The organism is Catenuloplanes atrovinosus (assembly GCF_031458235.1).
GTDB classification, from domain to species: Bacteria; Actinomycetota; Actinomycetes; order Mycobacteriales; family Micromonosporaceae; genus Catenuloplanes; species Catenuloplanes atrovinosus.
This window is the reverse complement of record NZ_JAVDYB010000001.1, coordinates 3,875,316-3,899,560: the sequence shown is the minus strand read 5'-3', so window position 1 is coordinate 3,899,560 and position 24,245 is coordinate 3,875,316. Positions and strand designations below refer to the sequence as shown.

The window sequence follows — 24,245 nt, the reverse complement described above, 5'->3', positions numbered from 1 at the left end:
CGTGATGCCCCGTCAATCGGCGCCGAACCATCGGGTCAGCCGCTCGCGCAGTTCCGCCTGGTCGTCGCCGGCCCAGGCCACGTGCCCGTCCGGCCGCAGCAGCACGGCCGGCGCGTCCAGCTCGTCGCTGCCGTCCACCACGTGGTCGACGCGGTCGTCCCAGCCCGCCGCGGAGAGCCGTCCGGTCCGGTCCAGCAGCAGCCCGCGCCCGTCCCGCATCAGCTCGTAGAGCCGCCCGCGCCCGAGCCGTACGTCCCGCAGATGCCGTCCGGCCAGCGGATGCCCGCCGCCGACGTCGTACCGTACCCCCAAGGCCGTGATCTTCTCGGTGAGGAACCGGCTGACCTCGGGGAAGTCCATCAGCTCCGCCACCAGCCGCCGCACCGCCAGCGGACCCGGCTCCAGCGACATCAGCGTCAGCTGCGCCCGCGTGTTGTCCAGCACGTCCGCCGCGACCGGCCGCCGCTCGCTGCCGTAGCTGTCCAGCAGCCCGTCCGGCGCCCACCCGCGCACCGTCGCCGCCAGCTTCCAGCCGAGGTTGTGCGCGTCCTGCAGGCCCAGGTTGAGCCCCTGCCCACCGGCCGGCGGGTGCACGTGCGCGGCGTCCCCGGCCAGCAGCACCCGCCCGGCCCGGTAGCGGTCCGCCAGCCGCGTCGCGTCCCCGAACCGGGACAGCCAGCGCGGCGAGTGCGCGCCGAAGTCCGTACCCGCGACGGCGCGCAGCTGTTCCTTGAAGTCCTCGAGGGACGGCGCCGAGGCGGAAACCCCATCAGCGGGTACGCCGATCCGGTACCCACCCCCGGCCAGCGGCATCAGCCCGAACCGCAGCTGCGTCCGGCGCACCTCCTCGTTCGCCACGGCGATCTCGTCCGCCGACGCGGTAACCTCCATCTCGCCGATGAGGGTGTCGACCCGGCTCGGCTCGCCGGGGAAGCCGATGCCGAGCAGCTTGCGCACCGTGCTGTGCCCACCGTCGCAGCCGACCACGAACCGCGCCCGCAGCCGCTCGCCGGAGCCCACCTCCACGTCCACCCCGGACTCGTCCTGCGACAGCCCGCGCACCTCGCACCCGCGGCGGATCTCCGCGCCCAGCGACGCGGCCCACTCGGTCAGCAGCCGGTCGGTGATCGGCTGCGGCAGGCCCAGCACGTAGCCGTGCGCCGTGTCCAGCCGCTCCGGCGCCGGCTTGCGGATGCCGGCGAAGAACCCGCCGAGCGGATGCCGGGTGCCCTGCGCGAGGAACCGGTCCAGGATTCCGCGCTGATCCAGGATCTCGATGCTGCGCGCGTGCAGCCCCAGCGACCGCACGATCGGCGACGGCTCCGCGTCCCGCTCCAGCACCACCACGCGCACGCCGTGCAGCCGCAACTCCGCCGCCAGCATCATGCCGGTCGGCCCACCCCCGGCAACGATCACGTCGATCACGACAAACCCCCAGTTCAAAGCCATGAACCGGGCAATTCTGGGGTACGACCCGGGTCTTGCCGCAAGACCGGGGGTGCGATATACGTTGAGAGTGGCGGGGAGTTCATGACGCCACGAAGGACGTCGCGCGGCCCGGACCATCCGCATCCGCTGGTCGCCCGCGGCAGTCTCGCCTTATCTGCGCGGCCACGCCGTCGACGCGCTCACCCGCTTGCTCGCCGACCGGGAGCGGGTGCTCAGCCCCGGCCACCCGGACCTCGCGGTCACCCGCGCCTCGCTCGCCCTGTGGCGTGACGCGGCGGCCTCGGGGGAGCCGGGGTGACGTCCGGCCGACGCGGGCCGGCGGTCGTCGCCGGGCCCGCGTCACACGACGGTCAGGACGGCATGCGGCTGGACGCGATTGACCACTCGGAGCGGTTGCGGCCGAGGAAGCTGATCGCCCAGCGCAGCAGCGTGGTGGCGCGGTTGCGGCCGCCGTGCAGGTAGTAGACGTGCACGGCCAGCCACATCAGCCAGCCGAGCGGGCCGCCGAAGGTGAGCGGGCCGACGTTCGCGACCGCGTTCCACCGTGACACCACGGCCATGTTCCCCTTGTCGAAGTAGGAGAACGGCTTGCCGGCGGGCTTGCCGGCGACGCGGCGCGCGATGGTCCGGCCGGCGTACGTGCCGCCCTGCATCGCCACCTGGGCCACGCCGGGCAGCCGGTTCAGCGTGCCGGACTCGCCGACCACGAAGATCTCCGGGTGGCCGGGCACGGTCAGGTCCGGCGCGACCAGGATGCGCCCGCCGCGGTCGGTCTCGGCGCCGGTGGCCTCGGCCAGGCGGCGGCCCAGCGCGGTGCCGGCCACGCCGGCGGCCCAGATCTTGGTGGCCGCGTCGATCCGCTCCGCGCCGTCCGTGGTCTCGATCTTCACGCCGTCCGCGTCGACGTCGACGACCTTGGTGCCGAGCCGCACGTCGACGCCGAGCTTCCGGAGGCGCTTCTCCGCGCTGGCGGACAGCGGCGCGCGGAACGTGGGCAGCACCCGGTCGACCGCGTCGAGCAGCACGATCCTGGCCGAGGCCGGGTCGATGTTGCGGTACCGGCCGCGCAGCGTGCGCGTGGCTATCTCGGAGATCGAGCCGGCCAGTTCCACGCCGGTCGGGCCCGCGCCCACGATGACGAACGTGAGCAGCCGCTCGACGTCGGCCGGGTCGGTGGCGACCTCCGCGGCCTCGAACGCGCCGAAGACGCGCCCGCGCAGGTCCAGCGCGTCGTCCAGCGTCTTCATGCCGGGCGCGTGCTCGGCGAAGCCGTCGTTGCCGAAGTACGACTGGGTGGCGCCGGCCGCGACGATCAGCGTGTCGTAGCCGACCGTGTACGTGCCGCCCGGCCCGCTCGCGGTGACCGTCCGCGCCTCGGCGTCGACGCCGGTGACCCAGCCGAGCCGCACCTCCGTGTTGCGCTGCCCGCCGAGCAGCTCGCGGACCGGCGTGGCCACCTCACCGGGGGAGAGGACACCGGTCGCGACCTGGTAGATCAGCGGCTCGAACACATGGTGGTTGGTCCCGTTGATCACGGTGACCCGGACCGGCGCCCTGCGCAGCGCCCGTGCCGCGTAGACCCCGCCGAACCCGGCGCCGACGATGACGACCCTGTGCTCTGCGTTCTGTGTCATTCTCCACGCTCCCGTTCCATCCTGATCAACGGACAGTCGTGGGCGTGGAGTCCCGTTTCCGGCGGTGTCGATGCTCACCGGAGAGATCATCCGGACCTGGTCACGAATGAGCCCTCAGCGCCGTCGCCGGCAGCCGCGAACACGGGTTACGCACAGCCCGTTGTCACGGATATGCCGGCACGGACCTTAGCTGACCCACGACTCAGTACCGGTGCCCGGGGCGGGAGCGGCCGCCTCCCGCCCCGGCCGGGTCAGCGCTTCGCGGCCCAGGTGGCGTAGTCGGTCGCGCCCAGCCGGGCCGTGCCCGGCACCGGGATCAGCCCGTCGTCCGGCAGCTCGGCGCCGAAGTAGCCGGCGTCCGGGTCCGCCACCACGGTGCGCGGATCGTCGCCCAGCTCACGGGCCACGATCTCCGGGAAACCGAACACCTCCGGGCCGGCCACCTGCACGGTCTGGTTGGTGGCCGGGCCCGTCGCCACCTCCACCAGCACGGCGGCCACGTCGTCCGCCGCGACCGGCTGGAACCGCGCCGGCGGAATCCGCACCTCGGTGCCGACCGTGGAGCTCTGCGCGATGCCCGCGATGAACTCGAAGAACTGCGTGGCCCGCACGATGGTGTACGGCACACCGCCCTCCTTGATCAGCTCCTCCTGCGCCACCTTCGCCCGCAGGTATCCGGAGCCGGGCAGCCGTTCCGCGCCGACGATGGTGAGCGCCACGTGGTGCCGCACGCCCGCCCGCCGCGCCGCGTCCAGCAGGTTCCGGGTGGAGGTGGTGAAGAAACGCCGCGCCTCCTCGTCGCCCCAGGCCGGCGAGTTGGTGACGTCCACCACCGCGTCCGCGCCGGTCAGCGCGTCGTCCAGGCCCGCGCCGGTGATGCTGTCCACGCCGGTGCCCGGCGACGCCGCGACCGCCCCGTGCCCCTCGGCGCGCAGCCGCGTCACGACCTTCGCGCCGATCACCCCGGTGCCGCCGATCACTACGATCCTCACTGTCGTTCCTTCCGTCGGTGTCGTTACGACAGCAGGACCGGACCGCCCCGCGATCTGTGACAGCCCGGCCCGAAAGATCGCCGAATCCGTGAACCTCGGCCGCCCGATCTCGTTGTAGACGGCAACGTGCCGCTGAGGAGGTCAGGTGGAGGTCGATACCGGTCCGGACGACGTCGTGGTGCGGCTGTCCGAGTTCCGCGAGCGCCGCGTGCGGTCCTGCCCCGCCGCCGGCCGCTGCCGGATGCGACCGCTCTGCCTGAGCTGGAACCAATGCCTGGTGCGCAGCCACGTGCTGGCGCCGCGCACCGCCTGACCCCGCGCGCCCGATATGCTCCGCCGGTGCCGCCCGACCCGCTGACCGCGTTCCTCGGCACGCGTGACCGGCTGTTCGGCATCGGCTACCGCATGCTCGGCAGCGCGGCGGAGGCGGAGGACCTGGTCCAGGAGACCTGGGTGCGCTGGCAGCGGACCGACCATCGGACGGTGCGGGACCCGGTCGGCTTCCTCGTCACCACGATCACCCGGCTGGCCATCAACGAGGTCACGTCCGCCCGCGCGCGCCGGGAGACCTACCCCGGGCCGTGGCTGCCGGAGCCGGTCGCGACCGGCGCCGACCCCGCGCTCGGCGCCGAACGCGCGGAGGCGCTCGACCTGGCCGTGCTGATGCTGCTGGAGCGGCTCGGCGCCCGCGAGCGCGCCGCCTACGTGCTGCGCGAGGCGTTCGACTACCCGTACCGCCGGATCGCCGAGATCCTCGAGGTGACCGAGGCGAACGCGCGGCAGCTCGTCACCCGCGCCCGGGCCCACCTGACCGCTCACCGCCGCACGCCGGCCGACCCGGCCACCCACCGCCGGCTGCTGGAGGCGTTCCTGGCCGCCGCGCGCGACGGCGACGTGCACGGCCTGGAGTCCCTGCTCGCCGCCGACGCCGACTTCCACTCCGACGGCGGCGGCCGGGTCAGCGCCGCGCTCCGCCCGGTCAACCGCCGCCTGCCCGACTTCCTGGCCGGCATCGCCCACAAGCTGGCCACCGGCGGCGCGACCACCTGGTCGATCGTCACCGCCAACGGCGCACCGGCGATCCTGGTCACCGCGCCGGCCGGCCCGCGCGTGCTGATCACGGTCGAGGTCACGGACGCGCGAATCCACCGAATCCTGGCCGTACGGAACCCGGAGAAGCTGCGCGCGTTCGCCTGACCGCCCAGACCGCCGCGGCCAGGCCCACCACCAGGAACACCGCGCCCGCGACCGCGAGGAACGCGCCGTACGCCTCCGGCCGCGGCGTCACGAACAGCCCGGCCGCCCACCAGCTCACGTGGAACCCGCCGTGCACCGCCACCGCCGGCCAGACCGACCCGCTCCGCAGCCGGAACGCGGTGGCCAGCAGCGCGAACCCGATCGGCAGCAGCAGGAACAGCACCTGCTGCCCGAACGACTGCGCACCGGAGCCGGAGAGCAGGTGCGGCAGGCCGAACACCAGCACGGACAGCGCGGTCACGCCCCACAGCGGCAGCCGGCCGAGCGCGGACTGCACCAGGTAGCCGCGGAACAGCACCTCCTCCGGGAAGCCCTGCAACAGGAACGCCCGGGTCAGCATCGTCAGTACGCCCGCCAGGAGCGTCCACATCGGCACGTCCGGCACCTCAGGGGCCGGCGTGGTGAGCCCGAGCGCGGCGGCCAGCCCGGTCGCGGCCGCGGTGCACGCGCCGATCGCGGCCAGCGCGGCGAGGCTCGCGCCCGGCGCGGGCCGCCCGAGCCCGAGCGCGGCCACCGGCCGCCGGTCCACGCCGCGGACCAGGGCGATCGCCAGCCCCAGCCCGATCACGGTGGCGCACAGGTGGCTCACCACGGTCCGGCCGGTGCCGGCCGGCAGCACCATCGCGAGGTAGCCGGAGAACGCGGCCACGAACAGCGCGGCCAGCGTGAGGACGGCGCGAACCGGTAGCGGAACGCGCGGAACGATCTCAGTCATGCCCGGAACGCTATGGACGCGCCGCTCCCGGCACATCGCGCCGCGGTCATGAGCGGAACCATGACCTCGGTCATGCCCGGCGTCCTCCTCGCGCCGGACGACCGGCACCCGTCGCGGCCCTACGCTGAGCGCGTGAACAGGGACCGGCCGCGCCTGATCGGCGTGCTCTTCTGGGGCTGTATCGCGTCGGTGGCGCTGTTGCAGGCCGCGCTCTGGGAGGTGCCCGCCGCCGTCCGCGCGCTGGAGATCGGGCTGCTGGCGCTGATCGCGCTGCTCTGGCCCGCGCTGCGGTGGCGGCGCGGCACCGGCCGGTGGCCGGTCACCGCCGCGTTCACGCTGCTCGCGGTGCTGGCCGGCGCGGCCGACGGCTCCAGCATCAGCCTGTTCCTGCTCCTGATCGCGCTGACCAACATCACGCTCGTGTTCGGCCCGCGCGCCGGCGCGCTCACCACGGCGGTGCTCGCGGTCGCCCAGTTCGCCGCGCAGCTGCTGGCGGTGCACAGGTCACCCGCGCACGCCGCGTACGAGGCGTTCGCGATCGCGCTGTACGGCGTGTTCGTGATGACGCTGGCCACCGCCGTGACCGAGGCCCGGGCCGCGCGCGACGGTGCCGACCGGCTGCACGGCGAACTGGCCGAGGCCCACCGGCAACTGCGCCGGTACGCCGAGCGCACGCACGAACTGGCCGTGGCCGAGGAACGGGTACGCATGGCCCGCGAGCTGCACGACTCCGTCGGCCACCACCTGACCGTGGTCAAGGTCGGCCTGGAGAACGCGGAACGGTGGCGCGACCGCGAGCCGGACTCGGCGTGGCAGGACGTCCGCCAGGCCAAGACGCTCACCGGCGACGCGCTCCAGGAGATCCGCCGGGTCGTCCGCGCACTGCGCCCGCCGCAGCTCGACGGCCGCCGGGGCAGTGACGCGCTCCGCGAGCTGGCCCGCTCGTTCCAGGGCACCGGCCTGGACGTGGACGTGGCGGTCGACGGCGAGGAGCGCCCGCTCGACCCGGGCCGGGAGACCGTGTTGTTCCGCGCGCTTCAGGAGACGCTGACGAACGCGCTGCGCCACTCCGGCGGCACCCGCGTCGCGGTCCGCCTCGGCTTCGCGCCCGGCGGCGTGCACCTGCGCGTGACCGACGACGGTCGCGGCTCCGGCGGCGCGCCGCCCGGCTTCGGACTGACCTCGCTGGCCGGCCGCGCCCGCGACGCCGGCGGCTCCCTGACCACCTGCGACGCACCGGGCGGCGGGTTCGAGGTCCGCGTCGACCTTCCGGAGCCGGCCGGTGCCCGCCCGCGGCACGACGAGGCGGGGCGGCCGGCGTGAGCGGCGTACCGATCCGGGTGGTGCTCGTGGACGACCAGGACCTGATCCGCCGCGGCCTGTCCCGGCTGCTGGAACTGGAACCGGACATCGCGGTGACCGGCGAGGCCGCGTCCGGGCCGGCGGCGCTGGCCCTGCCGGCGCTGGCCGACGCGGACGTGGCGCTGGTCGACGCGCGCATGCCCGGCATGACCGGCGTGGAGCTGATCGCCCGGCTCGCCGTGGCGCACCCGGGCGTGCGCGCGCTGCTGCTGACCACGTTCGACGACGACGAGTTCGTGTTCGGCAGCCTCCGGGCCGGCGCGCGCGGCTTCCTGCTCAAGGACGCGTCGCCGGAGACGCTGGTCGCCGCGATCCGCGTGGCCGCGCGCGGCGGCACGGTCATCGACGCCCAGGTCGCGGGCCGGGTCGTCGCCCGCCTGGACGACGACCCGCCCGCACCGCCGCCGGTGCCGCTCTCCGCGCGGGAGGAGGAGATCGCCCGCCTGGTCGCCACCGGGGCGTCCAATCAGGAGATCGCGCGCACGCTGTTCCTCACCGAGGGCACGGTCAAGAATCACGTCTCCGCCGCGCTGCGCAAACTCGGCCTGCGCGACCGCACCCAGCTCGCGCTCGCGTTCGCCCGCCGGGCGTGACCCGCGCGGCCCGTACCGGTCAGCGGGGTGCGATGTTGTGGTTCAGGCGGAACGTGTTGTGCGGGTCGACGCGGCGCTTCAGCGCCACCAGCCGGCGGTGGACGTCCGGCCGGTACGCAGCGCGCACCGAGTCGGCCGACACGTCGTCCGTGTTCATGAAGTTCAGGTACATGCCGCCGGTGCTCCACGGCCGCATGCGCCGGATGACGTCCGCGGCCGCCCGCCGGATGACCGGCGCCTCCGCCGGGCCGCCGATGCCCGCGACGAACAGTGTGAACGCGGCGTCCCGGTGCGAGATCGCGCTCGGGTAGCGGGGCTGCCGGGCCAGCGCGCCGCCCAGATGCCGGATCTCCACCGCGGCGATCGGGGTGCGCGCGTCCGGGCCGACGGCCGCGATCAGCGCGTCGACCGCGTCCGCGTCCAGCGTGCGGAGCAGGCCGGTGCGCTCGTACGCGGACGTCGGCGTGGTCGGGTCCGAGTGGATGGCCGGGTACGCGGCGTACGGCATCTCCGCGACCGTGTCCGACAGCGGCGTGGCGACCGCGCGCAGCGGCCGGACCAGCGCCTCGCCGGTGTCCGCCCGGCCGGCGTAGGCGATCCGCAGGCTGGCCACCAGCTTGCCGCGCAGCGGCGCCGGCACCTGGGGCACGTCCGGCAGCCGCAGCAGCGCCACCGACGACGACATCGCGTCCGGCACCCGCCTGACCCACGCCCGGTACGCGTGCAGCAGCCGCGCCGCGTCCCGCCCGTCCACCATGATCGCGCCGCCGTACATCGTGGGCACCGGGAACAGGCCGAACTCCAGCGCGGTCACGAGGCCGAAGTTGCTCTTGCCACCGCGCAGGCCGAAGAACAGCTCCGCGTCGCTCCGCGCGGTCACGGTCCGCAGCCGGCCGTCCGCGCTGACCAGGTCGATCGCGCGCACGTGGTCGGCGGCGTACCCGTGCTTGCGGCCCAGCGTCGGGCTGAGCCCGCCGCCGAGCGTGTACCCGACCACGCCGACCGTCGGCGTGGACCCGTTCAGCGGCGCCAGTCCGTGCTCCAGCGCCCGGTCGACCACATCGGACCAGAGCGCGCCGGCCTGGACGCGCGCGACCCGGCGCCGCGGGTCGATCGTCACGCCGCGCATCGCCCGCGTGCTGACCAGCACCGCGTCCGGCCCGATCGGCACGGACGGCTGATGCCCGGTGGCGAGCACGCCCACCGGGGCGCGGCGGACGGCCGCGTACCGGACCGCGGCCCGCACGTCGTCCGCGCCCGCGGCCGCGAAGACCACGCCGGGACGCGGGATCTGGTTCAGGTTGAACGGGCTGACCTCGGCGTCGTAGCCGGTGTCGCCGGGCCGCAGCACCCGCCCGGCCGGTGCGCCGGCGCGCGTGCCCGCCTCGGCCGCGCCCGGCGCGAGCAGGACGGCCGCGCCGGCCGCCGCGCCGGCGCCCAGCACGGTGCGGCGGCTGGTCGGAATCCGCATTCGAGTCACTCCATCGTCGTCGGCATGAGAACGTGGCCAGCGAACAGGAATGCGATCAACGAGCGATCAGCATCGGGTCGACGAACCGCTCGACAACCTCCGAGAGAGTCCGCTTTCAATATCAAGAATTCACATGTGCGGTGTTCTCCCGGTCGATCGCCACGGGCTAGAAATACGGCGACCCCCTTTCGTCACCGGCAAGGGAGTACCGCCATGGCCCGCACCCTCCGCCTCGCCGCCGCACCCGGCCGGTCCGGCCGTTCCGTCACCCGGACCCGGATCGCCGCGATCGCCACCGCCGCCGCCGCGCTCGCCGCCGGACTGCTCACCGTCGTCGTCGCCGCGCCCGCACAGGCCGCCGCCGTCTCGCAGCCGCTGCGCACGATGATCGCCAACCTGCCGGTCGCCACCGAGGTTCGCACCGGCTACGACCGGGACCTGTTCAACCACTGGATCGACGCGGACGGCGACGGCTGCAACACCCGCTACGAGGTGCTGATCGCCGAGGCCAGCACCGCGCCGTCGGTCGGCTCCGGCTGCACGCTCAGCGGCGGACGCTGGAACTCCTACTTCGACGGCGCCACCTGGACCGACCCGGCCGACCTGGACATCGACCACCTGGTGCCGCTGGCCGAGTCCTGGGACTCCGGCGCCCGCTCCTGGACCTCCGCGCAGCGCCAGTCCTTCGCCAACGACCTCGGCGACGCGCGCGCCCTCGCCGCCGTCACCGACGACGTCAACCAGTCCAAGGGCGACCGCGACCCCGCCGAGTGGATGCCGTCCGTCACCGGCGTGCACTGCCGCTACATCACCGAGTGGACCGCCGTGAAGACCCGCTGGGGCCTGACCGTCGACACCGCCGAGAAGAACGCGCTCACCTCGTACGCGGCCTCCTGCACCAACAGCACGATCACGGTCGACCCGGTCATCGGCGCCACCCCCACCCGCACCGCCACCCCGTCCCCCACCTCGACCGGCGGCGCCTGCACCGGCACCAACGGCACCGATGTCACCATCCCGGACGCCGGCTCGCCGGTGACCAGCACCATCACCATCTCCGGCTGCGCCCGTCCGACCGCCGCCAGCACCTCCACCGTCCACGTCAACATCGTTCACCCGTTCCGCGGCGACGTCTCCATCTACCTCTACGCCCCGGACAACACGTACTACGTCCTCAAGTCCGCGTCCACATCGGACGGCGCGGCCAACGTGAACACGAGCTACACCGCCAACCTGTCCAGCGAGACCGCCAACGGCGCCTGGCGCCTCTCCGTCAAGGACAACGCCTCCGGCGACACCGGCTACCTCAACACCTGGACGCTGACGGTCTGAAACCCTTTGATATACCCGCTTCCGGCCTGGCCGGGGCCCGCATGCTCCCGCGGGCACCGGTCGGCCGTCGGCCGGCCTCCCTGTCAGAACCGTGGGTGGTCACCGCACACCGGCGCCGCCGGCGGGACCACGCCGGGACCGGCTCCGATGCGGCGTCGGAGCGGCGGCGGAGCCGCCGCGAGGTTGGCCCGCGGGAGCGTGCGGGGCGCGACCCCGCCGGAAGCGGGAAAACGGTGTGTGGCAAGGGGTTTCAGCCGCGGATCGGCGCGGTGCCCATCATGTCGTCGAGGTCGGCGGCGGGCATCGGGCGGGCGAAGAGGTAGCCCTGGCCGTGGCCGCAGCCGAGGAGTTGCAGCTCGGCGGCCTGCGCGGGGGTCTCGATGCCCTCGGCGATGGTGCGGAGGCCGAGGACCTGGCCGAGACGGATCACGGCCTCGGCGACGGCGGCGCCCTCGGGAGTGCTGTCGAGCTGGGAGACGAAGCTTCGATCAATTTTGAGGACGTCGACCGGTAGACGGGTGAGGTACTGGAGGGACGAGTAGCCGGTGCCGAAGTCGTCGATCGCGATGCGGACGCCGTGCGCGCGGAGGTCGGCCAGCGCGGGCACGGCGGCGTGCTCGTCGACGATCGCGGACTCGGTGATCTCCAGGACCAGATCGGTGGCGGGCAGCCCGGTACGGGACAGCACCGCGAGGACGTCGCCGACCAGCGTGGGCTCCTGCAGCTGGCGCGGGGAGATGTTGACGCTGGCGTAGATCCGGCAGCCGGGGCGGCGCAACTGCCAGGCGCGGACCTGCCGGCACGCCTCCTCCAGCACCCACAGGCCGAGCGTGGTGATCATCCCGGTGCGCTCTGCGACCGGGATGAACTCCATCGGCGAGACCGGGCCCAGGTCGCGGTGGTGCCAGCGGACCAGCGCCTCCACGCCGACCGGGCGGCCGTCGGAGAGGTCGACCAGCGGCTGGTAGACCACCTGCAGCTCACCGGCGTGCAGCGCGTCGCCCAGCAGCTCGGCCAGCACGCCGTCCCGGGCGCGGCGGTCGACCATGGACGGCTCGTAGAGCTTCACCAGATGCTTGCCGGACCGCTTCGCCTCGTACATGGCCAGGTCCGCGCGGTGCTGCAGCTCCTGCGAATCCTCGTCCGGGCCCATGAACGCCACGCCGATGCTGGCCCGCACCGGGATGCTGTCCGCGCCGACCCGCACCGGCGCGGCGGTGAGCGCGGCCAGGATCCGCGACGCCACGCCGGTCGCCTCGGAGCGGTCCTCGACGCCGGTCAGCACCACCACGAACTCGTCGCCGCCGACCCGGGCCGCGATGTCGGCCGACCGGATGTGCGCGCGCAGCGCCCGCGACACCTCGATCAGCACCCGGTTGCCGGTGTCGTGGCCGTAGCGGTCGTTCACCGGCTTGAAGTCGTCCAGGTCCACCACCAGCATCGCCACGCCCTCGCGGCGGTGGGCGGCCCGGTCCAGGCCCGCGCGCAGCCCGGCGAGGTTCGCCAGTCCGGTCAGCGTGTCGGTCACCGCCAGTTCGCGGCTGTCCCGCAGCGAGATCACCTGCCGGACCAGCAGCGCCGCGATGATGCCGGTCTGGGCCAGCACCAGCCCGCCCCAGAGGTCGAACTCGGTTCCGCGCAGCGTGCCGCCGAACATCAGCGTGTTCCCGGCGGCGATGCTGACGAACGGCAGGTACGCGGACCAGGACGGCGCCTGCACCGGCGCGGGGCGTGGAGGGCTGCCGGCGCTGCCCGCCGCGTCCGCGCGCATCGCCGCCACCGTCATCACCAGCGACGCCAGGCTCAGGCTGACCACGACGGTCGCGGACGTGGGCGCGTGCTCGCCGCGCGCGCCCACCGACGCGTGGAGCGTGTCCGCGATCGCGTAGAACAGCACGCCGCCGAGCAGCGTGGTGACCGGGTCGCCGAGCCGGGTGACGCCGCCGCGCAGCAGCACCGCGCAGACCGCGACGCCGAGCAGCAGGTTCCCCAGCGGATAGCCGACCGCCATCGTCCAGTTCGCGTTCGGCCCGCCGTGCAGCGTCGGGTGCAGCGCGAAGTACCAGACCAGCATGAACGCGCCGTTGAAGACCGCGTAGGTCTCGGCCGCGAAGGCCCAGCGCTGCCGCCCCTCCATCCGCCGTACGGATATGGACAGCACGGACGCGGCGAGGCAGCCGAACATCCCGAGCCCCGCGACGACCCCGACCCACCAGACGGCGATGCTCCCGACGGCCGCGTCGACGGCGAAGGAGATCGTGGTGACGAGGGAGAGCGCGCGCCCGGCCGCCGCCAGCCGCCAGGTGACGCGGGCCCGGTGCCGCGCCGCCCGCAGCGAGTAGACGACGCCGAGGCCGTCGGCGGTCAGCAGGGAGAGGCCGAAGATCGCACTGCGCGTCTCGGGCAGGACGAGCGCCACGACCTGCGCCGCGACGATGGCGACGGACAGCACGACGGGCGCGCTCACCACCACGCGTCGTCCGCCCACCGCTGTCACCTCCTCGCGCGCCAGGGTTCCGGCACTCACATATCGGCAATGCCGCACCATAGATCAAGAGATCCGCGCCAGAGAGGCGTTCTGTCCCGAAAACGAACTCCGCCGGCGTACCGCTCTCGGGCACCGGCGGCGCCGAACCGCAACCTGACGCGCCCTCGCCCGTGGCGTTCCCGCCCCGGCGGCGGGAATTGTCCATCCGCCCCCGCGTGAGGGCGTCCGCGCACTACGATCTGGTTGTTCCCGGGACGCCGAGCGGTGCGAGCGGGCCGGCCGTGACCTGCACATTGTGCCGCTGTAGTCGGCGCGTCGCTGACCGTGATCGGTTCGTACCCCTGATGATGTGGTGGTGGTACGGCACCTGACGGCCGCGGTCGCGGCCATGGCGATGTTCGCGATCCCGGCACCCGCGCCCGCGCGGTTCGTGGACCTCGCGGCGGTGGACGCGACGATCCTGACCGAGATGCGCTATCACTCGGCGCACAACTTCGTCGGGCGGCGGATCAAGGGTTATCGGGAGCCGCTCTGCATCCTGACCAGGCCGGCCGCCCGGGCGTTGAAGAACGCGCAGGCGGCGCTGCGGCCACGCGGGCTGTCGCTCAAGGTGTACGACTGCTACCGGCCGCGGCGGGCGGTCGCGGACTTCGCCGCCTGGGCGGAGGACCGCTCGGACCAGCGCATGAAGGCGGAGTTCTACCCGCGTACCGACAAGGGATCGCTCTTCGACGCCGGATATCTGGCGCGCCGGTCCGGGCACAGCCGCGGCAGCACGGTGGACCTGACGATCGTTCGCCTGCCGGCCGCGCGCCAGCCCGCGTACCGTCCGGGGCAGCCGCTCACGGCCTGCTACGCGCCCGTGTCCCGCCGGTTCAGGGACAACGGCGTCGACATGGGCACGGGCTACGACTGCTTCGACCCGCTGGCGCACACGCTCGATCCGCGCGTCACCGGCGTGCCGCGCGCGAACCGAATCCTGCTCCGGGACACCATGGCCGCGGCCGGGTTCACCGGCTACAGCAAGGAGTGGTGGCACTTCACGCTGGCCGGCGAGCCCTACCCGGACACGTACTTCGACTTCCCGGTCGCGCGCGGCTCACTGCCCTGACGGCGTCGGCGTCGGCACGGCTCCGGCCGCGCACCGGGGATCGTTCGGCACGACCTCGATGTGACTGAACTCGACGCCGCCCCAGCCCGGCTCGTCCACCCACGCCTCGTACACCATGTTGGGCCCGTCGCAGCGGGTCCGCACCTCCGACCGGTCCGTGGCGCAACCGGTCGCCGCGACCAGCACCAGGGCCACCACCGCCGCGCTCCGCACGGTCCTCATCACCCGTCTCCCATCTCCGGTCGTGGGGCCGGCGCCAGCGTGGCGGTGGCCGGTTCCAGCGTGGCGGTGGCCGGCGCGAGTGTCGCGGTGGCCGGTTCCAGCGTCGCGGGCGCCGCGCTCGGGCAGCGCGGATCATCCGGCGCCACCTCGACCTGCTCGAACTCGGTCTCCGGCTCCTCCGAGTCACCCGGGTCCCGGTCCCACACCTCGTAGACCATGTTCGGCCCGTCGCAGTGTCGCCGAACCTCCAGCTCCTCGGGCAGCGCCGCACAGCCGGCCAGCCCGGCCACCAGGGCCAGCGACACCGCCACCGACACGCGCATGCCCGCATCGTAGGTGCTCCGGACAACGTGACGCAGGTCACCCTCCGACGGCAATCTCGGTCGTGTCGGGGTGACGACCTACCTGGCGTGAACCACAGTGCGGGAGTGAGTGAACTCGACGAGGAGGCGTTGCTGCGGCGCGTCGGCCGTGGCGATCGGGCCGCGTTCGACGAGTTCTATCGGCGTACCGCGCCGTGGCTCGCGGTGCGCCTGCGGCGTCGCTGCCGGGATGACGACCTGGTGGCCGAGGTGATGCAGGACTCGTATCTCGCGGCCTGGCGGGCCGCGGCGAGCTATGTGGGTGATCCGATGGGTGGAACCGCGGCCGGGTGGCTGTGGACGATCGCGGCCCGCCGGCTGGTGGACGCGTTCCGGCGGCGGGCCCGGCACGACGAGGTGCCGCTGGCCGGCGAGCCGGTACGGGCCACCGCGCCGGCGGCCGAGGACGAGGTACTGGACGGCATCCCGGACGGGGCGCTCGCGGCGGCCCTCGGCCGGCTGGCACCGGAACTGCGCGCGGTGCTGCGCGCGATGGTGCTGGACGGGCTGACCGCGCGCGAGACGTCGGCGCTGCTGGGCGTGCCGGAGGGCACGGTGAAGACCCGGGTGCGCCGGGCCCGGATCGAGCTGCGGAGGGCGCTGTCATGACCGGCCACTGTGTCCCCACCGACCTGCTGACCCGGTACGCCACCGGCGGCGACCTCCCGGAGGAGACGCTCTGGGTGCTGGAGGCGCACCTGGAGCGCTGCCCGGACTGCCGCGCCCGGATGGCCGAGGCGATCCGGGCGGACCCGGTGCTGCCCGGGCTGGTCGAGTCCGTGCGGGTGGCGGTGGAGCCGCGACTCGGGCCCGGGCACGGCCGGCTCTGGGGGCTGCGGCACCGGGTGCGGCGCGCGCTGGCCCGGTGGGCGGTCCCGGCCGTGCTGCCCTGGCTGGCGATGACGGTCGCGGTGCCGCTCGCCGCGGTGCTGCTGGAGACGGGCGGGCCGGCGGACCGTACCCCGCTGCTGCTTCTGATCGCGCCGCTGGTGCCGGTGCTCGGCGTCGCGGTCTCCTGGAACCGGTGGACCGATCCGGCGCACGCGCTGGTCGCGGTCACGCCGCAGGCCGGGCTGACGTTGGTGCTGCGCCGCACGCTGGTGGCGCTGCTGGTGACGCTGCCGCCGGTGGCGCTGGCCGGGCTGGCGGTCGGCGCGTCCCCGGCCCGCTGGCTGCTGCCCGGGCTCGCCTTCACCACCGTGGTGCTGGCCGGCGGCGCGCTGGTCGGCGTGGGCCGTGCCGCGGTCGCGGTGACCGCGCTCTGGTCGCTCGTGGTCGTGGCGCCCACGCTGGCGGACGCCTGGGACCCGGTGGTCCTGGACGCGGCCGCGGCGCCGGCCTGGCTCGCGGTGACCGTGGCCGCCGCGGCGATCACCGTCCGATTCCGTAACCGATACCGATTTATCCGATAGGAGCAGGATGCGTGCGATAGACGATGACCGCCCGGCCGCCTGGCCGATCCGTGCGGAGGGCCTGTCGGTCCACGCCGGGCGCCGGCTCGCGATCGAGGGCGTGGACCTGGACCTCGGTCCCGGCGTGCACGGTGTGCTCGGCCCGAACGGGGCCGGCAAGACCACGCTGCTGCGCGCGCTCGCCACGGTGACGCCACCGGCCGCGGGCACGCTCGACCTGATCGGTCAGTCGATCCACGGTGGTGGCGACGTGCGTGCCGTGCGCCGGCAACTGGGCTACCTGCCACAGGCCTTCGGCTACTACAAGCGGTTCACGGTACGGGAGTTCGTCGAGTACCTGGCCTGGCTGAAGGAGCTGCCGGCGCACGACATCCCGGCCGCGGCGCAGCGCGCGATCGACCAGACCGGGCTCACCGGGTGCGCGGACGAGAAGCTGCGGACGCTCTCCGGCGGCATGATCCGCCGGGTCGGGCTGGCGCAGGCGCTGGTCGGCGACCCGGGCCTGCTGATCCTGGACGAGCCGACCGCGGGCGTCGACCCGGGCACCCGGCAGGAGCTGCGCGTGCTGCTGCGCGGCCTGGGCCGGACCGCGTGCGTGGTGATCGCCACCCACGTGATCGAGGACGTGGCCGTGGCCTGCACCGACCTGGTGGTGCTGCGCGAGGGCCGGATCGTGTTCCGCGGCACGCCCGCGGAGCTGGCCGCGCACGCCGGTGCCGGCGAGGACGACGACGTGACGAGCCGATACGAGCGAGGGTACGCGGAGGTGCTCCGATGACGATCCGACTGGCACTGCTGGAACTGCGCCGTACCTGGCTGCTCGTGCTGGTGGCGGTGATGCTGTTGGCGGCCGGCGTGCTGACCTCGGACGGCATGGACCCGCGCTGGCCCGGCCTGGTCGGCGCGACCGTGGTGAACCACCACTCCGCGCTGTCGCTGCTCTGGCCGCTGGCGCTGACCATCGGCGTGATCCTCGGGCGCCGGGACGGCGCGGCCGGGACCGGTGAGCTGATCGGCGTCACGCCCCGCCCGCCGTGGTCCCGGCTCGCGCTGCGCGCCACGCTGCTCGGCGCCGGGCTGGCCGCCGCCTACCTGGCCGCGCTCGCCCGCCCGCTCGGCCTGGCCGTGCTGGACGCGGACACCTACTGGCCGTCCGGCTGGCCCTGGCCGCTGCTGGCCGGCGCGCTCGGCGTCGCCGCCGCCGGGCTGCTCGGGCTCGCGGCCGGCCGCGCCTTCCCATCACTGTGGACGGTGCCGCTCTCGCTGGTGCTGTCCCTGGCGGTGACGATCGCGCTGGAGATGGTGGCGCAGGACCGGCCGGTCGGCGCGCTCGCCCTGCTGCCGTCGTACCTGCCGGACACCGCGATCGCGGCCGAGTTCACGCGGTTCGAGGCGGGCGCGGTGGCGGGCCGGGCGATCTGGTTCGTGGCGCTCGGCGCGGCCGGCTTCCTGCTCTACGCGCTGCCGCGCCGCCCCCGCCCGGCCGCGCGCGCGTCCGCCGTCGCGGTGCTGGCCGCCGGGCTGGCCGGCGCGCTGCTGGTGCTGCCGCCCGCCGCGCGCGGAACCGGCCTGGACGCCGGCGCCGCGGCCGAGGTCTGCGCGGACGGCACGCCACGGGTCTGCGTGACCCGCGCCTACGCCACCACGCTGCCGGAGCTGACCGGGCCGGCGCGCGAGGCGCTGGCCGCGCTGGGCCGCCTGCCGAACCCGCCGGTCGCGCTGATCCAGGACCCGCACGACTTCGGGACCCGGGTGGATCAGGACCACGCGACGGTACGGGTACGCCTGACCGTCGACGCCGACGGCGCGCTGGTCACCGGCGGTCCCACGCTGGTGGAGGACCTGCTCGACGGCGCCGGCACGCTGCGCTGCGACGACTACACCACCCGCGAGGCCGACGTGCGCGAGCGCGCCGCCCGCGCGGTCGCCGCCTCCTGGCTGCTCGACCGGCCGACTCCGCCGGCGACCTACACGGACGAGGACCGGGCGGCCACCGACCAGGCCTGGACCGCACTGCGGTCGCTCCCGCCGGCCGGACAGGTGACCCGCGTGGCCGCGCTGCGGGAGGCGGCCTTGGACTGCCGCGGCGACCTCTTCGAGGTGCTGACCGGCACGGCCTGACGGGCGACACCCCGGGCGCCGGACGAGTTCCTCATCGGCGCCCGGGGACGACCAGCCCGTTCTCGTAGCCGAACACCACCGCATGCACCCGGTCGCGCAGACCCAACTTGTTCAGGATGCGGCTGACGTGGGTCTTCGTGGTCTGCTCGGCGATGAACAGGTCGGCGGCGATCTCCGCGTTCGACATGCCGGTCGCCATCAGGCGCAGCACCTCGCGCTCCCGGTCGGTGAGCGCGTTCAGCGCGGGCGAGGGCTTGCGCGGCTGCGCGTCGACGAAGTTCTCGATCAGGCGGCGGGTGATGCTGGGGGACAGCAGCGACTCGCTGTTCGCCACCACGCGCACGGCCCGGACCAGTTCCTCCGGCTCGCTGTCCTTGAGCAGGAAGCCGCTCGCGCCGGCGCGCAACGCCTCGTACACGTAATCGTCGATGTCGAACGTGGTCAGCATCAGCACGCGCGGCACGTGCGCGCCCTGCTGCCGCGCCCCGAGCAGCTCGCGCGTGGCGGCCAGCCCGTCCAGCTCCGGCATGCGCACGTCCATCAGCACCACGTCAGGGCGCAGCGAGCCGCTGAGGCGCACGCCGGCCCGGCCGTCCTCGGCCTCGCCGACCACGCTCAGGCCGGGCTGCGCGTCGAGGATCGCGCGGATGCCGGCGCGGATCATCGGCTGATCGTCGACGACCAGGACGCGGATCATACGAGCTTCACTCCGTTCGTCAGGGGCAGGGTGGCGGCCACCCGGTAGCCGCCGTCCGGCCGCGGCCCGGTCTGAATGGTGCCACCCGCCTGCCGCGCCCGCTCCCGCATCCCGATCAGGCCGTGCCCGGCGCGCCGCGGATCCTCGATCGGCCGCGGCACCCGGCGCGCCGGATCGTTGACCACCTCGACGGTCAGCTCCCCGCCGGTGGCGCCGATCAGCACCCGAGCGTCCGCGCCGGGCGCGTGCCGCACCACGTTGCTCAGCGACTCCTGCACGATCCGGAACGCGGCCACGCCCACGGTCTCCGGGATGTCCAGCCCGCGCACCTCGGCCGGCACCTCCAACTCCACCGCGACGCCGCCGCGCCGGGCCGAGGAGGCCAGCTCGTCCAGGTCGCGCAGGCCGGGCGCGGGTCGCAGCGGGCGCTCGCTCTCCTCGTCGCGCAGCAGCGACAGCAGCGCGCGCATCTCCTGCAGCGCGGTGCGGGTGCCGGCCGCGATCCGGCCGAACTCGGCGCGCGACTCGTCGTCCACGTCCTTCAGCCGGTACGCCGCGGAGGTGGCCTGCATGTGGATCACCGACATGCTGTGCGCGACCACGTCGTGCAACTCCCGCGCGATCCGGGTGCGCTCCTCCACCACGGCCCGCTGCGCCTGCTCCAGCGCCACGTCGCGGCGGGCCTCGGCGAGCTGCCGGCGGATCAGCGTGCGCTGCCGCCACAGGATCGCGCCGAACATGACCAGCATCGAGTTCGCCGTGTAGACGACCAGGGTCACGTCCGCGTCGTCGATGCCGCGCCCGCGCGGGTCGAACAGCGCCAGCAGGATGCAGACCAGGCCGCTGGTCCACCAGGTCGCCACCGCCTCGCCCCACGGCCGGGACAGCCCGACCAGGCCGATGTGCACGAGCAACACCAGCATCACCGGCACGGCCAGCGGCCAGGTGCCCTGGTCGACCGGCTGGGCCCAGGCGAAGACCGTGACCGCAGCGGCCTGGAGCGCCGCCGCCAGCCGGGGCCGGACCAGCACCAGCGGCAGCGCGGCACAGCTCGCGGTCGCGGCGCCGAAGGCCACCAGCACCGGCAGGTCGTAGATGTCCGCGACGGTGGTGGCGGTGATCACCAGCAGCAGGCCGGCCAGCGCGCCCAGCATGACCCAGCCCAGCGTGCGCATCGGCTGTGCCTCCGTCACCCGCCCTCACCGCCTTCTCCGCGTTCTCGCCTGCGACGTTACCGCCGCGTACCGAGGTGCGCGTCGTGCCGGCGGGGGAGGGGCCCCGTACTCCAGAGGGATGCGGCAGGTCAGGCCGCCTCGATCCGCAGCGTGCCCAGGCCGGCGGACGCGTCCAGGTCGAGGCGGTCGGTGGCGGACCGCCAGTCGCGGGACTGGAAGACCTCGCCCTTCGCGATGCCGCTCCTGGTCGCGCCGTCGATCTCGACCGTGCCGGCCCCCTGCCGGATCGCGGCCCGGGCCGGGACCCGCGCCGGGGTACGTACCGTCAGCCGGTTCGCGCCCTTGGTGAGCGAGATCGGCAGCGTGCCGTCCGGGCTGGGCAGGCTGAGGTCGATGCTGGTGGCGCCGCCGGCCAGGGTGACCTCGGAGACCGCGGCCGCGCTCAGGTCCACGGTGCCCTCGTCCACGCCGGCCAGCAGCCGCACCGACCACCGCACCTCGTCGCTGAGCAGCACCTCCACCGTCGCGGTGGCGTCCTCGTCCCCGGTCTCCTCCAGGAACAGCCGCACCTCGCCGTCGGAGGTGACCGCGTTCGGCCGCACGCCGCCGCCCTCCGGCGCGCTGATCCGGAACAGCTCCCCGTCCAGCGCCGTGGACCGTACCGTCAGGATCGTCACCTCCGTGAGCAGCGCGAACGAGGCCTCCTCCCGGCCGTCGAGCGGTGCGGACGCGGTCAGCGCGGGCCGCTCCTCCCGGGCCGGCGCCTCCACCGGCGGCGCCGCGGTCGTGCCCTGCTCGCCGTCCGGCACCTGCACCACGATCGCCGCGGTCAGGCCCGCCAGCAGCAGCGCCGCGAACGCCACCGTGGCCAGCACCCGCCCGCGCCGCCGCACCACCGGCGCCGCCGCGGTCTCCCCGTTCCAGTGCGGCTCCGGCGGCGCCAGGTCCTCGGCCAGCACCAGGTCCTCGAACGGATCGCGTGGCTCCGCCTCACTCGGCTCCGCCTTCGGCGCCACCGCCCGCACCACGGCCGCGTTCGGCATCACGGCCTCCGTATCGTCCAGGTGATAGACGTCCGCCTCCGGCCCGATCCGATGCGGCGCGTCCGGCCAGTAGTCCGCGATCGACGGCCACCCCGCCGGCGCTCCAGCCGCCCGCGACTCCCCGACGCCCTCACCCGCCACAGCCACTCCCATCCGCCGGCCCGATCCGCTCACCGGATGGCACGTACGGCACGCCGTCATGGATCAACGCTGCGCTGACCGTTCACTCAGCCAGCCGGCCGGGCGTAGGCTGGCCAGCGTGGATCACGAAGAGCGGATCGCGCTGTTCCTCGACTACGAGAACCTGGCGATCGGGGCGCGCGACCATCTCGGGGGCATGACGTTCGCGCTGAAGCCGGTCGCGGACGCGCTGGCCGAGCGGGGTCGCGTGGTGGTGCGGCGGGCGTACGCGGACTGGTCGTACTTCGACGAGGACCGCCGGATGCTGACCCGGTCGCACGTCGAGCTGATCGACATCCCGCAGCGGATGGGCGCGTCCCGCAAGAACGCGGCGGACATCAAGATGGTGGTGGACGCGCTGGAGCTGGCGTTCGAGCGCCCCTACATCTCCACGTTCGTGCTCTGCACCGGCGACAGCGACTTCACGCCGCTGGTGCACAAGCTGCGCGAGCTCAACAAGCGTGTGATCGGCGTCGGCGTGCAGCAGTCCACCTCCGCGCTGCTGCCCCCGGCCTGCGACGAGTTCCTCTACTACGACCGCCTCGAGGGCGTCGAGATCCCGCCCGCCCGCACCCGCCGCGGCCGGCCGGCGGCCACGGCCACGGCCGCGCCCGTGAAGCCGGAGCCCGCCGAGCCGATCGCCGAGGCGCCGGCCCCGGAGCCCGACGCGCCCGAGACCGAACCCGCCGACGCGCTCGCCGCACTGGTCGCGCAGACCGTCTCCGGCCTCCAGCACAGCTCGAACGGCGCGGTCACCGCGTCCACGCTCAAACGCACCCTGCTGCGCAAGGACCCCACGTTCAGCGAGGCCGACTACGGCTTCCGCGCGTTCGGCGAGCTGCTGCGCCACCTGCGCGAACAGAACGTGATCGAACTCGGCGACGGCTCCGCCAAGGGCGACCCCGAGGTCAGCCTCCCCGAACACGGCGACCGCGAGGCCGCGTTCGGCGTCCTGCGCGCGGTCGTGCTCGACCTGGCCGCGACCAACGGCGCGGTCGCGCTCTCCGGCCTGAAGAACCGGGTCCGCAAGATCGCCCCCGACTTCAGCGAGAAGAAGCTCGGCTACCGCTCCTTCCTGCAGTTCTGCAAGGCCGCCGCGACCAGCGGCGCCGTCGACCTCACCTGGAGCCCCGACGCCGACGACTACCTGCTGACCCCGCCGTAGCCGTTCACACCACCGGTTTTCCGCTTCCGGCGTGGTGGCGGCCCGCATGTCCGGAGCGGGCACCGGCCGTCGCCGGCGCTCCTCCCCGCCGGTCCCGCACCCGCCCACGTCAACCCACGCCAGTCCCGCCCCACCCACCATCCCCGCCGCGCCCCGCTTCCGCTCCCGTCCCCGCGCTCGCTTCCGCTTCCGGCAAGGCCCGTCCACGCGGACGCGACGCGGACATGCCAGGTCTCGCAACCCCGCACGGCGATACCAGCTCACGTTACGAGTGGCCTGCGGGCGCTCCACGCCCGAAATTTCGGCATATCGCGGGCGCAAGTCGGTCGTCCACTGTGGCTTTGTGAGGCTCAGGCACGTAATTCCTGCCGAATAACGTGCCTGAGCCTCACAAAGTGAGAATCGCGATCTCCGAGGCGCGGCGGCGGATCAGATAATCGGGTCGCGCTGGCAAGGGCTTTCGCTTCCACCTCGCCGCGAGCGCGGCGCATCCGGATTCTGTCCCGCGGAGCGTGCGGAACCGATCATTCGGGGGAGTGGGCTGCGAGAGCGGCGCACCCGGTGCTGTCCCGCGCGGCGCGCGTAAGCCGGCCGTCCGGGGGAGTGGGCTGCGAGAGCGGCGCACCCGGTGCTGTCCCGCGCGGCGCGCGTAAGCCGGCCGTCCGGGGGAGCGGGCCGTGAGAACGGCGTGGCCGGTCCTCGCCCGCGGAAGCGAGCGGGATCCGGCCGCCTCCGCGGATCGTCGACTGTGGACCGCCGGTCCTACTGGTCCCGGCGGTCGCCCAGTTCCACCGTGACCGTGACCGTGATGCGGTTGCCGTCCACCGTCACCGGCGCGACCGTGGTCTGCACCGGGACGGAGGACGTGGGCGTCAGGCGGGTGGCGGGGCTGAGCGGCTCGGCCGGGAGGGTCGGGCGCATCGGGGTGAAGGACTGCGGCACCATGTCGGTGAGGTCCTGCGGTTCGTACGCCGCCGGGGCGGAGCCCTTCAACGACACGAAGATCGGGGCGTTCGGGCGGAGCAGCACCTCGTACGCGCGGACCGTGTGTTCCTCGTTGCCGTAGCCGATGTTGGCCGCGCGGAACTCCTCGCGCACCTTGCCGATCTGGAGGTTGTTGCCGTCGATGGCGGCCCGGGCCACGTAGAGCGTGATGCCGTGGTGCTCGTGGCCGGCGGGGTACGCGTCGCCGGGCACGTCCCCGCCGTCCGCGATGCCCCAGATGCCGCGGTCCATCAGGACCTCGTACTCACCGGGGATGCCGACCTCCTCGCCGCCCCACGCGATGCCGGCCATGCCCAGCCCGGGGCGGACCTTGCCGGGGTGCAGGCCGCCGTGCAGCCAGGCGCGGCACACCCACAGCGGCGAGCCGTCGTCGTCGTACCCGTGCGGGATCGCCCCGTCCGGGATGCGCCCGCCCGACGCCGTCTCCCACCGATAGTCCGTCATCGTCTCTCCGTTCAC

At 74.2% G+C, this 24,245-nt stretch carries 23 protein-coding genes; 11 read left to right on the top strand and 12 right to left on the bottom strand.

Annotated features, from left to right (window positions below):
• Window positions 1–12: 12 nt before the first annotated feature.
• From rox to J2S41_RS17540, 3 genes are all read right to left on the bottom strand, one after another.
• Entirely contained in the window at window positions 13–1,425 is a 1,413-nt protein-coding gene (gene rox, locus J2S41_RS17550) for a rifampin monooxygenase (RefSeq protein ID WP_310376400.1), read from the bottom strand.
• Window positions 1,426–1,799: 374 nt separating this feature from the next.
• The gene (locus J2S41_RS17545; protein WP_310368954.1) at window positions 1,800–3,083 is read right to left on the bottom strand and encodes an NAD(P)/FAD-dependent oxidoreductase; all 1,284 of its coding nucleotides are present in this window, start codon (window positions 3,081–3,083) and stop codon (window positions 1,800–1,802) included.
• A 251-nt stretch (window positions 3,084–3,334) separates the two neighbouring features.
• Window positions 3,335–4,075, bottom strand: a complete 741-nt coding sequence (locus J2S41_RS17540; RefSeq protein WP_310368953.1) for an SDR family oxidoreductase — start codon at window positions 4,073–4,075, stop codon at window positions 3,335–3,337.
• A gap of 145 nt (window positions 4,076–4,220) precedes the next feature.
• Between J2S41_RS17540 and J2S41_RS17535 the strand changes: the two genes are divergently transcribed.
• Both J2S41_RS17535 and sigJ read left to right on the top strand, forming a co-directional pair.
• The gene (locus tag J2S41_RS17535) at window positions 4,221–4,388 is read left to right on the top strand and encodes a hypothetical protein (protein ID WP_310368952.1); all 168 of its coding nucleotides are present in this window, start codon (window positions 4,221–4,223) and stop codon (window positions 4,386–4,388) included.
• A 26-nt stretch (window positions 4,389–4,414) separates the two neighbouring features.
• The gene (sigJ, locus tag J2S41_RS17530; RefSeq protein WP_310368951.1) at window positions 4,415–5,272 is read left to right on the top strand and encodes an RNA polymerase sigma factor SigJ; all 858 of its coding nucleotides are present in this window, start codon (window positions 4,415–4,417) and stop codon (window positions 5,270–5,272) included.
• On the opposite strand, the gene J2S41_RS17525 is transcribed toward sigJ, so the two are convergent.
• Window positions 5,205–6,047, bottom strand: coding sequence for a CPBP family intramembrane glutamic endopeptidase (locus tag J2S41_RS17525; RefSeq protein WP_310368950.1), 843 nt, complete (start codon window positions 6,045–6,047; stop codon window positions 5,205–5,207). The two genes, sigJ and J2S41_RS17525, sit on opposite strands and share 68 nt — an antisense overlap.
• A gap of 132 nt (window positions 6,048–6,179) precedes the next feature.
• Here J2S41_RS17525 and J2S41_RS17520 point away from each other — a divergent pair, with 132 nt between their 5' ends.
• Window positions 6,180–7,370 (top strand): sensor histidine kinase, encoded by a 1,191-nt coding sequence (locus J2S41_RS17520; RefSeq protein WP_310368949.1) that lies wholly within the window; start codon window positions 6,180–6,182, stop codon window positions 7,368–7,370.
• The gene (locus J2S41_RS17515; protein ID WP_310368948.1) at window positions 7,367–8,002 is read left to right on the top strand and encodes a response regulator; all 636 of its coding nucleotides are present in this window, start codon (window positions 7,367–7,369) and stop codon (window positions 8,000–8,002) included. The genes J2S41_RS17520 and J2S41_RS17515 overlap by 4 nt, the downstream gene beginning before the upstream one ends.
• Window positions 8,003–8,021: 19 nt before the next feature.
• Here J2S41_RS17515 and J2S41_RS17510 read toward each other — a convergent pair whose 3' ends face one another.
• The gene (locus J2S41_RS17510; protein ID WP_310368947.1) at window positions 8,022–9,473 is read right to left on the bottom strand and encodes an FAD-binding oxidoreductase; all 1,452 of its coding nucleotides are present in this window, start codon (window positions 9,471–9,473) and stop codon (window positions 8,022–8,024) included.
• 213 nt (window positions 9,474–9,686) lie between these two features.
• On the opposite strand from J2S41_RS17510, the gene J2S41_RS17505 reads away from it, so the two are divergent.
• Complete coding sequence (locus tag J2S41_RS17505) at window positions 9,687–10,805, top strand: proprotein convertase P-domain-containing protein (RefSeq protein ID WP_310368946.1); 1,119 nt, start codon at window positions 9,687–9,689, stop codon at window positions 10,803–10,805.
• A 250-nt stretch (window positions 10,806–11,055) separates the two neighbouring features.
• Here the strand turns inward: J2S41_RS17505 and J2S41_RS17500 are convergent, their stop codons facing one another.
• Window positions 11,056–13,293 carry a putative bifunctional diguanylate cyclase/phosphodiesterase gene (locus J2S41_RS17500; RefSeq protein WP_310368945.1) on the bottom strand — a complete coding sequence of 746 codons (2,238 nt, stop codon included), beginning with the start codon at window positions 13,291–13,293 and terminating at the stop codon, window positions 11,056–11,058.
• Window positions 13,294–13,648: 355 nt separating this feature from the next.
• Between J2S41_RS17500 and J2S41_RS17495 the strand changes: the two genes are divergently transcribed.
• On the top strand, window positions 13,649–14,404 hold the full coding sequence (locus J2S41_RS17495; RefSeq protein WP_310368944.1) for a M15 family metallopeptidase: 756 nt from the start codon (window positions 13,649–13,651) through the stop codon (window positions 14,402–14,404).
• Here J2S41_RS17495 and J2S41_RS17490 read toward each other — a convergent pair.
• Together J2S41_RS17490 and J2S41_RS17485 are read right to left on the bottom strand one after the other, a co-directional pair.
• A complete protein-coding gene (locus J2S41_RS17490; protein WP_310368943.1) occupies window positions 14,393–14,626 on the bottom strand; it encodes a hypothetical protein in 234 nt (77 codons plus the stop codon). The two genes, J2S41_RS17495 and J2S41_RS17490, sit on opposite strands and share 12 nt — an antisense overlap.
• Entirely contained in the window at window positions 14,626–14,949 is a 324-nt protein-coding gene (locus tag J2S41_RS17485; RefSeq protein ID WP_310368942.1) for a hypothetical protein, read from the bottom strand. The genes J2S41_RS17490 and J2S41_RS17485 overlap by 1 nt, the downstream gene beginning before the upstream one ends.
• A 105-nt stretch (window positions 14,950–15,054) precedes the next feature.
• On the opposite strand from J2S41_RS17485, the gene J2S41_RS17480 reads away from it, so the two are divergent.
• From J2S41_RS17480 to J2S41_RS17465, 4 genes are read left to right on the top strand one after another with little or no spacing between them, the layout of a single operon-like run.
• Window positions 15,055–15,597, top strand: coding sequence for an RNA polymerase sigma factor (locus J2S41_RS17480; RefSeq protein ID WP_310368941.1), 543 nt, complete (start codon window positions 15,055–15,057; stop codon window positions 15,595–15,597).
• On the top strand, window positions 15,594–16,400 hold the full coding sequence (locus tag J2S41_RS17475) for a zf-HC2 domain-containing protein (RefSeq protein ID WP_310368940.1): 807 nt from the start codon (window positions 15,594–15,596) through the stop codon (window positions 16,398–16,400). Before J2S41_RS17480 ends, J2S41_RS17475 begins: the two co-directional genes overlap by 4 nt.
• A gap of 7 nt (window positions 16,401–16,407) precedes the next feature.
• The gene (locus J2S41_RS17470; RefSeq protein ID WP_310368939.1) at window positions 16,408–17,178 is read left to right on the top strand and encodes an ATP-binding cassette domain-containing protein; all 771 of its coding nucleotides are present in this window, start codon (window positions 16,408–16,410) and stop codon (window positions 17,176–17,178) included.
• Window positions 17,175–18,521, top strand: a complete 1,347-nt coding sequence (locus J2S41_RS17465) for a hypothetical protein (RefSeq protein WP_310368938.1) — start codon at window positions 17,175–17,177, stop codon at window positions 18,519–18,521. Before J2S41_RS17470 ends, J2S41_RS17465 begins: the two co-directional genes overlap by 4 nt.
• 31 nt (window positions 18,522–18,552) lie before the next feature.
• On the opposite strand, the gene J2S41_RS17460 is transcribed toward J2S41_RS17465, so the two are convergent.
• The 3 genes from J2S41_RS17460 to J2S41_RS17450 form a co-directional block, all read right to left on the bottom strand.
• Complete coding sequence (locus tag J2S41_RS17460; RefSeq protein WP_310368937.1) at window positions 18,553–19,218, bottom strand: response regulator; 666 nt, start codon at window positions 19,216–19,218, stop codon at window positions 18,553–18,555.
• Window positions 19,215–20,411 carry a sensor histidine kinase gene (locus J2S41_RS17455; RefSeq protein ID WP_310368936.1) on the bottom strand — a complete coding sequence of 399 codons (1,197 nt, stop codon included), beginning with the start codon at window positions 20,409–20,411 and terminating at the stop codon, window positions 19,215–19,217. The genes J2S41_RS17460 and J2S41_RS17455 overlap by 4 nt, the downstream gene beginning before the upstream one ends.
• Before the next feature lie 110 nt (window positions 20,412–20,521).
• Window positions 20,522–21,589 (bottom strand): hypothetical protein, encoded by a 1,068-nt coding sequence (locus J2S41_RS17450; RefSeq protein ID WP_310368935.1) that lies wholly within the window; start codon window positions 21,587–21,589, stop codon window positions 20,522–20,524.
• 106 nt (window positions 21,590–21,695) lie between these two features.
• On the opposite strand from J2S41_RS17450, the gene J2S41_RS17445 reads away from it, so the two are divergent.
• Window positions 21,696–22,781, top strand: a complete 1,086-nt coding sequence (locus J2S41_RS17445; protein WP_310368934.1) for an NYN domain-containing protein — start codon at window positions 21,696–21,698, stop codon at window positions 22,779–22,781.
• 762 nt (window positions 22,782–23,543) lie between these two features.
• On the opposite strand, the gene J2S41_RS17440 is transcribed toward J2S41_RS17445, so the two are convergent.
• Window positions 23,544–24,230: a DUF3421 domain-containing protein gene (locus tag J2S41_RS17440; RefSeq protein ID WP_310368933.1), complete on the bottom strand. Its 687-nt coding sequence runs from the start codon at window positions 24,228–24,230 to the stop codon at window positions 23,544–23,546.
• Window positions 24,231–24,245: the final 15 nt, after the last annotated feature.